This window comes from Streptomyces sp. NPDC097617 (assembly GCF_044761485.1).
GTDB lineage: Bacteria > Actinomycetota > Actinomycetes > Streptomycetales > Streptomycetaceae > Streptomyces.
Window position 1 is genome coordinate 1 of record NZ_JBIWCL010000004.1, and the last position, 12,838, is coordinate 12,838.

Here is a 12,838-nt window from a genome sequence, read left to right on the forward strand (position 1 = left end):
CCTCACGAAACTCAGCCGTGAACACCCGACGCTTCTCCGCCATGACTCTCAACTTCCCCTGCAGTCACGGACTCCACGCTACGAGGGGAGACTCACCGCCCTCACCAACAGCTGCGGCATGGCTGCCGTCCTCGCCAAGCTCCCCCACAACCGGCCGCGGCGTGGCGACCTCGATGCCGCGCTTGCAGCCCTCCTCGATCGCTGACCGCCGAGGCAAATACCCCCTGGGGTACCATGGAGAAGAACAGCACGCCAAGCAGGAGGTACCCGGTGAAGGTCGACGACGACGCGGTCAGCTCAGTCCTCAACCGACTGCGCCGCGCCCAGGGGCAGCTCGCCGGTGTCATCGCCATGATCGAGGCCGGCCGCGACTGCAAGGACGTCGTCACCCAGCTCGCCGCCGTCTCCAAGGCACTCGACCGCGCCGGATTCAAAATCGTCGCAAGCGGCATGCGCCAGTGCATGAACAACGCCGACGAGAGTCAGGCCCCCATGACCGAAGAAGAACTCGAAAAGCTCTTCCTCGCCCTCGCCTGACACCCATCCGGAAGACGCGCGGGCCGCTATTCTGCCGTGTCCCCCGGCCTCGCGCGGCCCATGAGCGCCGCACCGGAGGTGGCGTCCGGGCCCGCCCCCTGGGCCCGGACGCGACGGAGGTCGCGCGCTGGGTCGTGCTCCGCGAGCCCACCCACGGGCCGGCCCACACACCTCTCTCCGGTAGTCGACCACCTGATGGTTGGTCGCGTACCGGCGGGCACATCGTCGGGTCATCGGTCATCCGCGGGCAGCGCGGTGAACGAATCCACAACGACTCCGACGCGGCAGACACACAACACACCGCGATCGTCACTCGCGTCCTTCTCGGCGGCAGCCCCACGAGGAACCCCCGGCCTCACTTGGACCGCAGCTGGTGAACCCGGGCGCCGAACACGCGCCAGCGCCGCTCGTTGTCGCGCACGAGTGTCGCGGATTCCGCGAGAAGGTCTGCCGCTCGGTCGAGCAGCTCGGACGCCGAGAAGATGTAGGCAGGGGCATTGCGCTCGGACCCGAGGTCGGCCCGCAGCGCCGCAGGAGAGAACGTGACCCGGTCCAACAGGTCGAGGGAGCGGCGCAGCAGATGGGCAACCAGCGCGAGCAACCCCGCCGACTGCCAGTCGTTGGCGATGATGCGATGGCGCTCCCCCAGCAGATCGGCAAGCGCCGGATAGGCAGCCAAGAAGCCGGCGGCCTCCCACGCCTGCTCCATCGCTTGCGCCAGCCAGATTCCGGTCTGCTCGCTGTCTTCCGCGATCTCCCCGACATCCCGCTTCAGCCGCTGGAGCTCGACGGGCTCGCCCTCCCCTTCCATGAAGAGGATCCCCGACTCCGCGACGAGCCCGGGGGCATTCAGGTCCTCCGCACCGGCGAACGGGTTCCCTGCCGACTCACCGACATCCGTCACACTCCACCGGCCTGCCAGCGACTTCAATGCCCGGGACCGCGCCTGAAGCTCGTCTGCCTGCCGCAACGGAGCCTGCGAGTAGAACTGCTCGTGTTCTCGATGGAACCGCGCGAGGTTGGCGATCACCTGCAACAGCGGTTCGGGAGGGAAGGACTGCGCCTGGTCCTCGGACATGCGAGAAGTGTGCGCCCATGGCCACCCCCACCCGAATGACAACACGCCGCCCGATCGCGAACCAAGGCCCAACTCAGGAGTAGGCCACCAACGCATTCGCGGACTGTCCGCGAGCGTGGCGATCCGCTGTGACAGCCGATCAACAGCACGATCAGCGTATCCCGTCGGTGTAGAGCCAACGACAGCAGCGCCCACCGGCTCCTGGCGTCGCAGCAGCCGTTGCGGCGCCCCCACCAGGAGCGCAGGCTGCTGTACAGGCGGAGCCGAACCCATCCGAGAGGCCAGGATCCTCACCCGTCTCGAGCCTCTGCGATATCATCGTGTGACCATCCGATCCAGTTCCAGAACCATGGGATTGCTCGACGTTTGCGCAGGTCAGAGCGTTACGAGTCCTTCAAAGTCAGCAAAAGCCAGCATCGGAGCGCTCCGACACGGCAAGAGCCACGAGGATTTGTTCCTCCCGGAACTGGATTTGCAGCCCGCTCGCCATACCTCCGCAGCTCTGGGGTCGCCGCCAAGCCGCCACCGACCCGCTCCTCACGGGCGCTGGCGTCAGCCTGGCGGAATCAGGACGGCCCCACTGCGTCAGGCGAGTTCCCGGACGTCGAGTGGCAGCCGCCAGGAGTTGCGGCGGTGGGCCGCTTCGTATGTGGCCTGGAGCGGGGACGGAGGTACGGTCAGCACGGGGCAGGCCGCGTGCGCGAGGACGTAGCGGGCCACCGAGGGGCGGAGGATGCGACGGAGCGGCCCTCGCGGGCCCGCGCCCACCACGAGCAGGTCGTCCGGGTCGCGCGCGACGTCGACGAGCACGGCGCCCGCCGTGCCCCGCACCGTGAGGCCCGTAACGGTGACGGCCGGAGTCCCGGCACCGAACGCGGTGTCGAGTACCTCGCGCAGCCGATCCACCGCGGCCGACCGGCACAGTGCCAGGACCGGCACCCCGCAGGAGATGCGGCTGCCCGGCCCGCCGTCCGGAGCCTGCCACGCCAGCACGGCGCACAACTCGACCCGCCGGAGCCGGGCCTCGACAGCAGCCCGGTGAAGTGCTCCGAAGCCGCCCAGGCCTGCACTGACACCGACGACCACCTTCGACACGCTTCCTCCCCCATCACTCCGTCCGGGAGATTCATCCAACGGCAGGGACACCCTCCGAGGCCTATTCACTGACGGTCCTCTGACGCGGTCGGCCGCGATTCTGATGCGTTGCTGACGCCTCCGGTCCCCGGCCGTCAGCACTGCGTATGAACTGCGGCGTGCGCCGTCAAGATCCCGTCAGAGGCAGACCGCACAGGCACCGGACCGGGGATAGCTTTCGAGTGGCCGCCCCGGACTGCCTCCCCGCACCCGGGGCACCATCCTTCTCCGTTCACGGCTCCCCCAGGAGGGCCCCATGTGCCTGTTCCAGTACGACGACGACCCCGAGCCCGAGGAACGCGTCCCGGCCGGACTCCTCTACGTCCCCGTCCGGCCGGGAACTGCCGAGGTGGTGGTCCGCCTGTTCCGCACCCCGCTGGGTGCGCGGACCGCAGTCGGGTTCACCGACCCCCGCCGACTGGCGACCACGCTCGGCGCGGAGCACCCGTGGATCAGGATCTCCGAGCCGGCGCTCCGGGCGATGTCCGAGCCGCTCGGGGTGGAACTGCTGACCGTGGATCCGACGTTCACCGCGCCCTCGGTCACCCGGTCCCTCCCCAGCGGTTCCCCCGCGCTCGCCCCGGATCCGCGGCGAGCCTCTTCGGCGTCGGCCGCGTGAGAAGGGAGACCGTGCGATGACCACCGCTGTGATTCCGACCTCGGTATCGGGTACGGACGACCTCTCCGTCTGGCCGGCTTCCACGACCCGGCTCGCACACGGCGGCCTGGCCGTCGCCGGTGTCGACCTCGCGGAGGTGGCGGAGCGGTTCGCCACTCCCGTCTACGTCCTGGACGAGGGCGAGGTACGCGAGCGCTGCCGTACGTACCGGGCCGCGTTCCCCGAGGCCGAGGTCCTCTACGCGGCCAAGGCGTTCCTCTCCCGGGCGATGGCGCGCTGGGTGCAGGAGGAGGGCCTGGGCCTGGACGTGTGCTCGGCCGGGGAACTGGAACTCGCCGTCGTGGCGGGGTTCCCGCCCGAGCGGATCGTGCTGCACGGCAACGCGAAGTCGCCGCGCGACCTCGACAGCGCCCTGCGGCTCGGGGTCGGGCGAATCGTCATCGACAGCCCGTCGGAGATCGCGCGGATCGCCGCCGCCGTCGGGCCGTACGGGCACCAGAAGGTGATGGTGCGGGTGGTGCCGGGCATCTCCGCCGGCGGCCACGACAAGATCCGCACGGGTACCGACGGGCAGAAGTTCGGACTGTCCCTCACCGACGGGTCCGCACTGCACGCCGTGGCCCGCGTCCTGGCCCAGCCCCAGCTGGAACTGACCGGGCTGCACTGCCACATCGGCTCCCAGATCACCGCGGTGAAGCCCTACCTCACCGCGCTCCGCCGCATGGTCGGGCTGATGGCCCGCATCCGCGACGCGTACGGCCGCGTGCTGCCCGAGCTGGACCTGGGCGGCGGCCACGGCATCGCCTACCGGCCGGGCGAAGCGACCCTGGACATCACCGCGCTCGCCCGCAAGCTGCGCGACGAGCTGATCGAGGCCTGTGCGGCAGCCGGGTTGCCCGTCCCACGGCTGGCCGTCGAGCCGGGCCGGGCCGTGGTGGGTCCGGCCGGGGTGGCCGTGTACCGGGTCCTGGCCGTCAAGCACGCCGGGGACACCGTGTTCGTCGCCGTCGACGGCGGTATGAGCGACAACCCCCGGCCCGCCCTGTACGGGGTCCGCTACGCGCCCCGGCTGATCGGCCGCGCCTCCGCGGCCGCACCGCGGACGGCCACGGTCGTCGGCCGGCACTGCGAGGCCGGGGACGTACTCGCCGCCGGGGTGGAACTGCCCGGCGACATCCGGCCCGGCGACCTGATCGCCGTACCGGTGGCGGGCGCCTATCACCTCTCCATGGCCTCCGGCTACAACATGGTGGGCCGGCCGCCGGTGGTCGCGGTCCACGAGGGCACTGTCCGGCTCCTTGTCCGCCGCGAAACCCTGGAGGATCTGAGTCGGCGCGACATCGGCGCGTAGCGACCGTGTCTACGGCCTGTAGACGAGTTCGATCAGCATCGCCACGATGACGGCCCAGACTCCGATGCCCAGCAGCCAGAGCGCGTCGAGGATCGTGCCGACGCAGATGAGGGCCAGGCCGGCAGTGCCGAGAGCCAGCATGGTTCGGCGGACATGACGGTCAGGGCCCCACATAGCAGTCACAGCAGAAGGATCCCGCCGGTCCCCCGTTCTTGCGAGGGGCCGGCGGGATTCCTTGCGCTTCCCATACGGAAGGAGTCAGCCCGCGTGGACGTGCGGGCGGCGGGAGCGGTCCGGTTCGGCCTCGCGGATGACCTCGCGGGTGACGGGGGCGACCTCGCCCTGGCCAAAGAGGAAGAAGCGCAGGAAGTTGGCCATCGGGTTGCCCTCGGTCCACTCGAAGTAGATGTGCGGGCGCTGGCCGGTCTCGTCGCGTACGTGGAGCAGGAGCGCGGCGAGCGCGTTGGGGATGCTGGAGCTCTCCAGGGTCAGGACGCGGTAGCGGTCGTGCAGCACTTCGCCGCGTACGCGCATGCCCGATTCGAACTCGGACGCGTCCAGGACGGTGACCTCGACGAACATGACGTCGTCCGCGGCCGGGATGTCGTTGTCCGCGCGGATCTGTTCCTTCTTCTGCCGGTACTCCTCCAGGTCCCGGTTGTCGGGCTCGTTGGCGATGAACCGGATCGTCCGGTTCGCGGTGTCGCGGATGAACCGCTGCGCCATGTCGTCGAACTCGATGTGGGTGACGCGCAGCTCGAAGACGCGGGCCAGACGGGAGAGGAGGGACAGAGCGATGATGCCGGCGATGAAGCAGGCGCCGATCTTCACGCCGTCGGGGCGCTCGGCGACGTTAATGGCAGTGGTGTAGACGAAGACGGCGGAGATGATGCCGAAGCCGATGGTCCAGCCGCGCTCCCCCGCCCGGCGGGCCGCGATGGTAACGGCGACCGCCGCCGAGGTGATCAGAACCAGGACGCCGGTGGCGTACGCGCCGCCCTGTGCGTCCACGTCGGCGTCGAAGATCCAGGTCACGAGAAACGCGACCAGGGTGAACACGATGACCATCGGGCGCAGGGCGCGAGCCCACTGCGGGGCCATGCCGTAGCGGGGCAGGTAGCGCGGCATCAGGTTGAGCAGGCCGGCCATCGCCGAGGAACCGGCGAACCACAGGATCAGGATCGTGGAGATGTCGTAGACCGTGCCGAAGGCGGAACCGAGGTACTCGTGCGCCAGGTAGGCCAGCGCTCGGCCGTTGGCCTCGCCGCCCGGCTCGAACTGGGCGGCCGGGATCAGCAGGGTGGTGATGAGGCTGGAGCAGATCAGGAAGATGCTCATGATCACGGCCGCTGTGGTCAGCAGCTTCTTCGCACCGCGGATCCGGCCCGCGGGCTTCGCATCGGTGTCGTCCGGACCGCCCTTCACGTGCGGCATGACCGCCACACCCGTCTCGAACCCCGACAGGCCGAGGGCGAGCTTCGGGAACACGACGAGCGCGATGGCGATCATCATGAACGGATTGCCGTGCTCGGCGGTCAGCGCGGTCGTCCAGTCGGTGATGACCTGCGGTGCGGTGAACACGTTCCACAACCCGACCGCCACCACGACCACGTTCAGGGCGAGATAGGTGGCCACCAGGACCACGGCGACGCCGATGGCCTCACTGAACCCCTTGAGGAAGACGGCGCCGAGCAGCGCGATCAGGATCAGGGTGATCAGTACCTCGTGGCCGTGCAGGGTGCTGGTGAGGTGCGGGTTCTCGACCATGTGCGCGGTCGCGTCCGCCGCGGAGAGGGTGATGGTGATGAGGAAGTCGGTCGCCGCGAACCCGAGCAGGGTCAGGACGAACAGCTTCCCCTTCCAGAACGACAGCAACTTCTCCAGCATGGCGATGGAGCCCTCGCCGTGCGGGCTCTCCTCCGCGACCCGCCGGTAGACGGGCAGCGCGCCGAACAGGGTCAGCAGGACGAGCACGACGGTCGCCAGCGGCGACAGCAGCCCGGCCGCGAGGAACGCGATGCCGGGCTGGTAGCCGAGGGTGGAGAAGTAGTCGAGACCCGTCAGGCACATGACCCGCCACCAGGGCCTGCCGTGCGGCTGGGCGGCCGCCTCCTTGGCGGCGGGCGAACTGTTCTCGGCGGTCAAGCCTTCCAGCATCCACGCGCGCAGGCGTGATGTGCGGGCAGGGGTGGCCATCGTGGGTGCTCCTGTCGTACGGCTGAGGATCGGCCATCGACATGTGACGGCGGAGCCAGCGTACGCAGCCAGATCATTCATGCACGCAAACAGGCCAATCCTGACGCGTCCTTAACACTAACGGTCCTCTTTGGGTCAGGTGTCAGGTATCAGGTATCAGCCGAGGCCGGGGATGGTGGACACCACCAGGTCGATCAGTTTGATGCCGACGAAGGGCAGGATCAGGCCGCCGAGGCCGTAGACGCCGAGGTTGCGGCGCAGTAGGTCGTGCGCCGAGGCCGGCTTGTAGCGGACGCCCCGCAGGGCGAGCGGGATCAGCGCGACGATGATCAGCGCGTTGAAGATGATCGCCGAGGTGATGGCCGAGGTCGGGCTGCTCAGGCCCATGATGTTGAGGGCTCCGAGTCCGGGGTAGGCGGACGTGAACATCGCGGGGATGATCGCGAAGTACTTCGCGACGTCGTTCGTGATCGAGAAGGTCGTGAGTGCCCCTCGGGTGATGAGGAGCTGCTTGCCGATCTCGACGATGTCGATGAGCTTGGTGGGGTTGGAGTCCAGGTCGACCATGTTCCCGGCTTCCTTGGCGGCCGAGGTGCCCGTGTTCATCGCCACGCCGACGTCCGCCTGGGCGAGGGCCGGGGCGTCGTTCGTACCGTCGCCGGTCATCGCGACGAGCTTGCCGCCCTCCTGCTCCCGCTTGATGAGCGCGAGCTTGTCCTCCGGGGTGGCCTCGGCGAGGTACTCGTCCACACCTGCCTCCGCGGCGATGGCCCGCGCGGTCAGCTCGTTGTCGCCGGTCACCATGACCGTACGGATCCCCATGGCGCGCAGCTCCGCGAACCGCTCCCGGATCCCCTCCTTGACCACGTCCTTCAGGTGGATGATGCCAAGCACCCGGGGCCCGTCCCAGTCGTGCACGGCCACCAGCAGCGGGGTGCCCCCGGACTCGGACACGGAGACCGACCACCCCACGGCCTCGGCCGGCACCGTTCCTCCGCGCGCCGCCACCCAGTCGCAGACCTGCGCGACCGCGCCCTTGCGGATGGCGCAGCCAGCGCCGTTGTCCCAGCTCAGGTTGATGCCGCTCATCCGGGTGCGGGCGCTGAACTCGGTGAAGTGGGGGTTGCTGAGCTCCTCCACGGCGGCCGGCTGGAGTCCGTACCGCTGGGCCAGGGCGACGACGGAACGGCCTTCGGGAGTCTCGTCGGCGAGGGAGGAGAGCTGGGCGGCGTCCGCGAGCTTGGTGTGGTCGATGCCGGGGAGCGGGATGAAGGCCGCCGCCTCCCGGTTGCCGTGGGTGATGGTTCCGGTCTTGTCGAGGAGGAGGGTGTTCACGTCGCCGGCGGCCTCGACGGCGCGGCCGCTCATCGCGATGACGTTGCGCTGGACCAGGCGGTCCATGCCGGCGATGCCGATCGCGGAGAGCAGCGCACCGATCGTGGTGGGGATGAGGGTGACGAGGAGCGCGACCAGGACGGTCGTGGACTGGGCGGCGCCCGCGTACGCGGCCATCGGCTGGATGCTGACCACGATCAGGATGAAGATGACGGTCAGCGCGGCCAGCAGGATGTTCAGCGCGATCTCGTTCGGGGTTTTCTGCCGGGACGCGCCCTCGACCAGGGCGATCATCCGGTCGATGAAGCTGTTCCCGGGGCGCGAGGTGACGCGTACGACGATCGAGTCGGACAGGACGGTCGTACCGCCCGTGACGCCGGACCGGTCGCCGCCCGATTCGCGCAGTACCGGCGCCGATTCGCCGGTGACGGCCGACTCGTCGATCATCGCCGCCCCGTCGACCACGTCCCCGTCGGCCGGGACCAGTTCGCCGGCTTCCACGAGGACGAAGTCGAAGGGCTGGAGTTCGGCCGGGGTGACGGCCTCGGTCCTGGCGTGGTTCAGGTTCGCCCCGTACGTCCAGTGCTCCAGCCGCAGCGCGATCGTGTCCGTACGGGCCTTGCGCAGGGACTCGGCCTGGGCGCGGCCCCGGCCCTCGGCGACCGCCTCGGCCAGGTTGGCGAACAGGACCGTCAGCCACAGCCAGACGCTGATCACCCAGGTGAAGACGGACGGGTGGATGAGGGCGGAGAGCGTGGTGAGTACGGAGCCGACGGCTACGACGAACAGCACCGGCTTCTTCACCAGCTCACGCGGGTGGAGCTTGGCGACGGCATCCCTGGCTGAGGTGGCGAGGAGCTCGGGCTCCAGCAGGTTCACCTGGCCGGAGCGTTTCCGGGAGGGCCGGTTGACCGGGGTCCGCGGCGGGGAACCGAGACCCGGAGGTACGTGCTGGGCAGCGGCGGGAGCCATGCAGAGACCTTCTGGTGAGTGCGGCTGGGGCACCCCCTCGTCGGCGACGGCGGACGAGCGGCGGGTGCGGGTGAGGGTGAGGGGTGTGGCCGCCGGGGGCCTCTCCCTCGACCCCCTCGGCCGTCATGTGAGTAGGCGAGCCCCCCGGCGGCGCAACAGGCAGGAAACTACTGCCTGTTGGTCATGCGATCCCCTTACCGGCCGGGGAATTGGCGCCTTCTTGATGGCGGCGTACGGGTCACGTCAGACCGCCGTCAAGGACGCGTCAGCGAGCGTCGGACGTGACGCGGAATCGCAGCCGGCAGATCACCGCGTCGGTGTCCCGGCGGACCGCGTGCGCGACGACGGAGCCACGCTGGTTCTGGAGCAGCCGCTGCCACAGGCGAGCCGGTTCGGTCTCCGGGATGAGCACGGTGACCTGGGCGTCCGGGTGGTTCCGCGTCAGCTCGCGTACGTAGCCGGACACGGGGCGCCCGAGCGACCGGGTCTGTGCGGAAAGCTCGATCAGTTCCACGCCGGGCTTCCACAGCTCCCAGTCCCGGCGCAGTGCTTCGGCGGCCTGTCGGTCTTCAGGGGCGGGGTGGGTGACCGTCACGGCGAGGACCTCGTCCCCGAGGGAACGCGCGGCCGTCAGCGCCTGGCAGGTCAGTCGCGACAGTCCCGAGACGGGCACCACGACCAGGGATCGGGAGCGGTGCGGGGCCACCGGGATCCGGCCGAGCTCCAGGCGCTCGCCGATGTCGGCGTACGTGCGGTGGATCTTCTCGAAGCCGAGGACGAGCAGCGGCAGCGCGAGCACGATCAGCCAGGCGCCATCGGTGAACTTGGTGGCCGTGACGACGACCGCCGAGACGCCTGTGAGCAGCGCGCCGAAGCCGTTGAGGGCGGCCTTGCGCTGCCAGCCGCGCGGGTGTTCGGCGTACCAGTGCCGGACCATGCCGATCTGGCAGATGGTGAAGCCGACGAAGACGCCGATGGCGAAGAGCGGGACGAGGGTGTTGGTGTCACCGCCGGAGAAGAGCAGCAGGAGCGCGGAGACGAGGGCCAGCCACACCACGCCGTGTCGGTGGACCTGGCGGTCCGCCTTGAGCGCGAAGACGTGCGGCAGGTAGTTGTCCCGGGCGAGCAGGCTCATCAGGACCGGCAGGCCGCCGAAGGAAGTGTTCGCGGCCAGCGCGAGCAGCACCATGGTGGCGAACTGGACGGCGTAGAAGGCCGCGTTGTGGCCGAAGGAGGCGTCCGCGAGCTGGGCGAGGACCGTCACGCCCTCGACGGGCTGGAGGTGGAAACGGCCGATGAGGGCGGACAGGCCGATCAGCATGACGCCGAGCAGGGCGCCGAGGGCTACCTCGGTGCGCTGGGCTCGGCGGGCGGCCGGGGTCCGGAAGGACGGTACGGCGTTGGCGACGGCCTCGACGCCGGTCAGGGCGGAACAGCCGGCCGCGAAGGCCTTCAGCAGGAGCAGCGCGCCGACCGTGGTGGCGCCCTCGCCGAGTACGGAAGCGTGCCCTGCGGCGGATGTGGTGCTGACGGGCCCGTCGCGGAACAGGCCGACGGTGATCATGGCGAGGATCGAGCCGACGAACAGGGCGGTCGGGACCAGGAACGCCTTGGCCGAATCGACCACGCCCCGCAGATTGACGGCGGTGACCAGGACGAGGACACCGAGGCAGATCCACACCCGCTCCCCGTACAGCTCCGGGAAGGCCGAGGTCAGGGCGGCCACGCCGGCCGTGACGGAGACCGCGACGTTCAGCACGTAGTCGAGGATCAGCGAGGCGGCGGCGACCAGGCTGGTACGCCGTCCGAGATGCCGCTTCGCGACGGCGTACGAGCCGCCGCCGTCCGGGAACGCGGCGATCACCTGGCGGTACGAGGCCACGAGCACGGCCAGCAGGACCGCGATGGCGAGCGTCACCGGGAGGGTGAAGCCCATCCCGTACGCGCCGGCCGCCGCCAGCACCAGCACGATCGACTCCGGCCCGTACGCCACGGAGGCCATGGCGTCGAGTGACAGCGCTGAGAGTCCCTGCAGGGCGGTCAGTTTGTGCCGGTCCCCTGCCACTGCGACGGGCGTCGCCACGCCGGTATCAGGGGGTTCCTCCGTGCCGGGAGCCTGTCCCGTCGCCGTCGGCTTTCCCATGTGTATGGACATCTTCGCTGTTCCTCCGTTGGACAAGGTGAGGTCAGCGTCGGGGCGCCACGGCAGGGTGACCAGTGCCCTTGGCGAGATCCATACGCCGGGCGCGTCACTCTTCACGCGCTCCTGACGCCGGGTGCGGAATGTCGTATGGGGTGCGTCAAGACCTCACCAGGGTGTGTGGCTCCCCGTACACCCGGGGGCACGCTTGCAGTGGGCGACACATGCCCGACGACCCGGACGACTGCCAAGGAGACGTGCCGATGAACGCGGAGAACGCGATCGGGCTCATCATCGCCATCGCCCTGCTCGGCTATCTGGTGACCGCCTTGATCAAGCCCGAGAAGTTCTGAATCAGGATCGCCGTGTCCGGACCGGAGGCATCACATGTCCGGGTTCCGCTTCCATGACCGGGTCGCCCTGCTTGCGGCCCTCGTAACACCCCTCCTCGTGGCTCTCGCGCTCGTTCCCTTCCGTACGACTCTTTCCGCGACGAACGAGGCCCTGATCATGGTCGTCGTGGTGGTCGCGGTCGCCGCCTCGGGCACGCGGGCCGCCGGAGCGCTGTCAGCCCTTTCCGCGGCAGCCTGGTTCGACTTCTTCCTCACCAAGCCCTACCAGCGGTTCGCCATCTCCGGCCGTGATGAGATCCAAACAGCCGTCCTCCTGCTGATCGTCGGGCTGATCGTCGGCCAGCTGGCCGTACGCGCTCGCCGCCTGCGCACGACCGTGGTCACGGGCGCCGCGCACCTGTCCAGCCTCGAAGGGACCGCTCGGCTGACCGAGGACGGCGCCTCGCCTGACGCAGTCGTCGAGCGCGTCCGCCGGGAGCTCGTGGGCCTGCTGCGGCTGCGCGGCTGCCGCTTCGAGTACGGCTCGCTGATGGGCCACCGGCCCCGGCTGGAGCACGACGGGAGCCTGTGGCTCCGCCAAGGAGACCGGATCACGGAGTACACGGCCTGGCCGCCGGACGGTGAGACCGAGCTGAGGGTCGTCGGCGGTGGCCACTACTACGGCCGCTTCCTCCTCGACCCGGTCCCCGGCCGCCCCCTGCCTTCCGAAGAGGCCCGCCTGGTGGCGGTCGCGCTGGCCGCCCAGGCGGGCGCCGCCCTGGACACGACTGGCCTCCCCCACCGGTGCTGACACACGGCTCACCCGTCTGCTGCGTAAGGGCCTCGTTAAGAGTTCCCGTGCGTCCGTATGGACCCCGTCAAGACGTCTTAACACCCAAGTGAAGACAAGGTTATGTCGTCATCAGCCAACTGGCTGATTCATTTCTTCCCACTTCACTCAGGAGCTCGCGATGGCCGATCTGGCCTTCGTCGTCACCACGGTCGCGGTGTTCGCGCTGGTGGCTCTCATTGCCCGGGGGGTGACCAAGCTGTGACTGTCGAGAACATTGTCGGCCTCGTCGTAGCCGTCGCCCTGCTCGGATACCTCGTCCTCGCCCTCGTCAAGCCGGAGAGGTTCTGAGCA

The 12,838-nt window shown here is 69.5% G+C and carries 12 protein-coding genes and 1 pseudogene; 7 read left to right on the forward strand and 6 right to left on the reverse strand.

Annotation, left to right across the window (positions count from 1 at the left end):
* Positions 1-205 (forward strand): annotated as a pseudogene (locus ACIQZO_RS08670) (hypothetical protein); the annotation flags it as partial.
* Positions 206-234: 29 nt separating this feature from the next.
* Positions 235-537: a metal-sensitive transcriptional regulator gene (locus ACIQZO_RS08675; RefSeq protein WP_403622167.1), complete on the forward strand. Its 303-nt coding sequence runs from the start codon at positions 235-237 to the stop codon at positions 535-537.
* Between the two features lie 355 nt (positions 538-892).
* On the opposite strand, the gene ACIQZO_RS08680 is transcribed toward ACIQZO_RS08675, so the two are convergent.
* A complete protein-coding gene (locus ACIQZO_RS08680) occupies positions 893-1,615 on the reverse strand; it encodes a hypothetical protein (RefSeq protein WP_403622170.1) in 723 nt (240 codons plus the stop codon).
* A 585-nt stretch (positions 1,616-2,200) separates the two neighbouring features.
* Positions 2,201-2,710 carry a universal stress protein gene (locus tag ACIQZO_RS08685; protein ID WP_403622173.1) on the reverse strand — a complete coding sequence of 170 codons (510 nt, stop codon included), beginning with the start codon at positions 2,708-2,710 and terminating at the stop codon, positions 2,201-2,203.
* 295 nt (positions 2,711-3,005) lie between these two features.
* Here ACIQZO_RS08685 and ACIQZO_RS08690 point away from each other — a divergent pair, with 295 nt between their 5' ends.
* Positions 3,006-3,368 carry an SAV_915 family protein gene (locus ACIQZO_RS08690; RefSeq protein ID WP_403622176.1) on the forward strand — a complete coding sequence of 121 codons (363 nt, stop codon included), beginning with the start codon at positions 3,006-3,008 and terminating at the stop codon, positions 3,366-3,368.
* A 16-nt stretch (positions 3,369-3,384) separates the two neighbouring features.
* The gene (gene lysA, locus ACIQZO_RS08695) at positions 3,385-4,719 is read left to right on the forward strand and encodes a diaminopimelate decarboxylase (protein WP_403622178.1); all 1,335 of its coding nucleotides are present in this window, start codon (positions 3,385-3,387) and stop codon (positions 4,717-4,719) included.
* Between the two features lie 9 nt (positions 4,720-4,728).
* Here the strand turns inward: lysA and ACIQZO_RS08700 are convergent, their stop codons facing one another.
* The 4 genes from ACIQZO_RS08700 to ACIQZO_RS08715 all read right to left on the reverse strand — a co-directional run bounded on the left by ACIQZO_RS08700 (position 4,729) and on the right by ACIQZO_RS08715 (position 11,377).
* Positions 4,729-4,902 carry a hypothetical protein gene (locus tag ACIQZO_RS08700; RefSeq protein ID WP_403622181.1) on the reverse strand — a complete coding sequence of 58 codons (174 nt, stop codon included), beginning with the start codon at positions 4,900-4,902 and terminating at the stop codon, positions 4,729-4,731.
* A 75-nt stretch (positions 4,903-4,977) separates the two neighbouring features.
* A complete protein-coding gene (locus ACIQZO_RS08705) occupies positions 4,978-6,915 on the reverse strand; it encodes an amino acid transporter (protein WP_403622184.1) in 1,938 nt (645 codons plus the stop codon).
* Positions 6,916-7,071: 156 nt separating this feature from the next.
* On the reverse strand, positions 7,072-9,222 hold the full coding sequence (gene kdpB / locus ACIQZO_RS08710) for a potassium-transporting ATPase subunit KdpB (RefSeq protein ID WP_403622187.1): 2,151 nt from the start codon (positions 9,220-9,222) through the stop codon (positions 7,072-7,074).
* A 265-nt stretch (positions 9,223-9,487) separates the two neighbouring features.
* Positions 9,488-11,377: an APC family permease gene (locus ACIQZO_RS08715; protein ID WP_403622190.1), complete on the reverse strand. Its 1,890-nt coding sequence runs from the start codon at positions 11,375-11,377 to the stop codon at positions 9,488-9,490.
* A gap of 248 nt (positions 11,378-11,625) precedes the next feature.
* Between ACIQZO_RS08715 and kdpF (ACIQZO_RS08720) the strand changes: the two genes are divergently transcribed.
* The 3 genes from kdpF (ACIQZO_RS08720) to kdpF (ACIQZO_RS08730) all read left to right on the forward strand — a co-directional run bounded on the left by kdpF (ACIQZO_RS08720) (position 11,626) and on the right by kdpF (ACIQZO_RS08730) (position 12,835).
* Positions 11,626-11,715 carry a K(+)-transporting ATPase subunit F gene (kdpF, locus tag ACIQZO_RS08720; protein WP_403622193.1) on the forward strand — a complete coding sequence of 30 codons (90 nt, stop codon included), beginning with the start codon at positions 11,626-11,628 and terminating at the stop codon, positions 11,713-11,715.
* A gap of 34 nt (positions 11,716-11,749) precedes the next feature.
* The gene (locus ACIQZO_RS08725) at positions 11,750-12,505 is read left to right on the forward strand and encodes a DUF4118 domain-containing protein (RefSeq protein ID WP_403622195.1); all 756 of its coding nucleotides are present in this window, start codon (positions 11,750-11,752) and stop codon (positions 12,503-12,505) included.
* 240 nt (positions 12,506-12,745) lie between these two features.
* Positions 12,746-12,835, forward strand: a complete 90-nt coding sequence (gene kdpF / locus ACIQZO_RS08730; protein WP_360623224.1) for a K(+)-transporting ATPase subunit F — start codon at positions 12,746-12,748, stop codon at positions 12,833-12,835.
* Positions 12,836-12,838 lie beyond the last annotated feature (3 nt).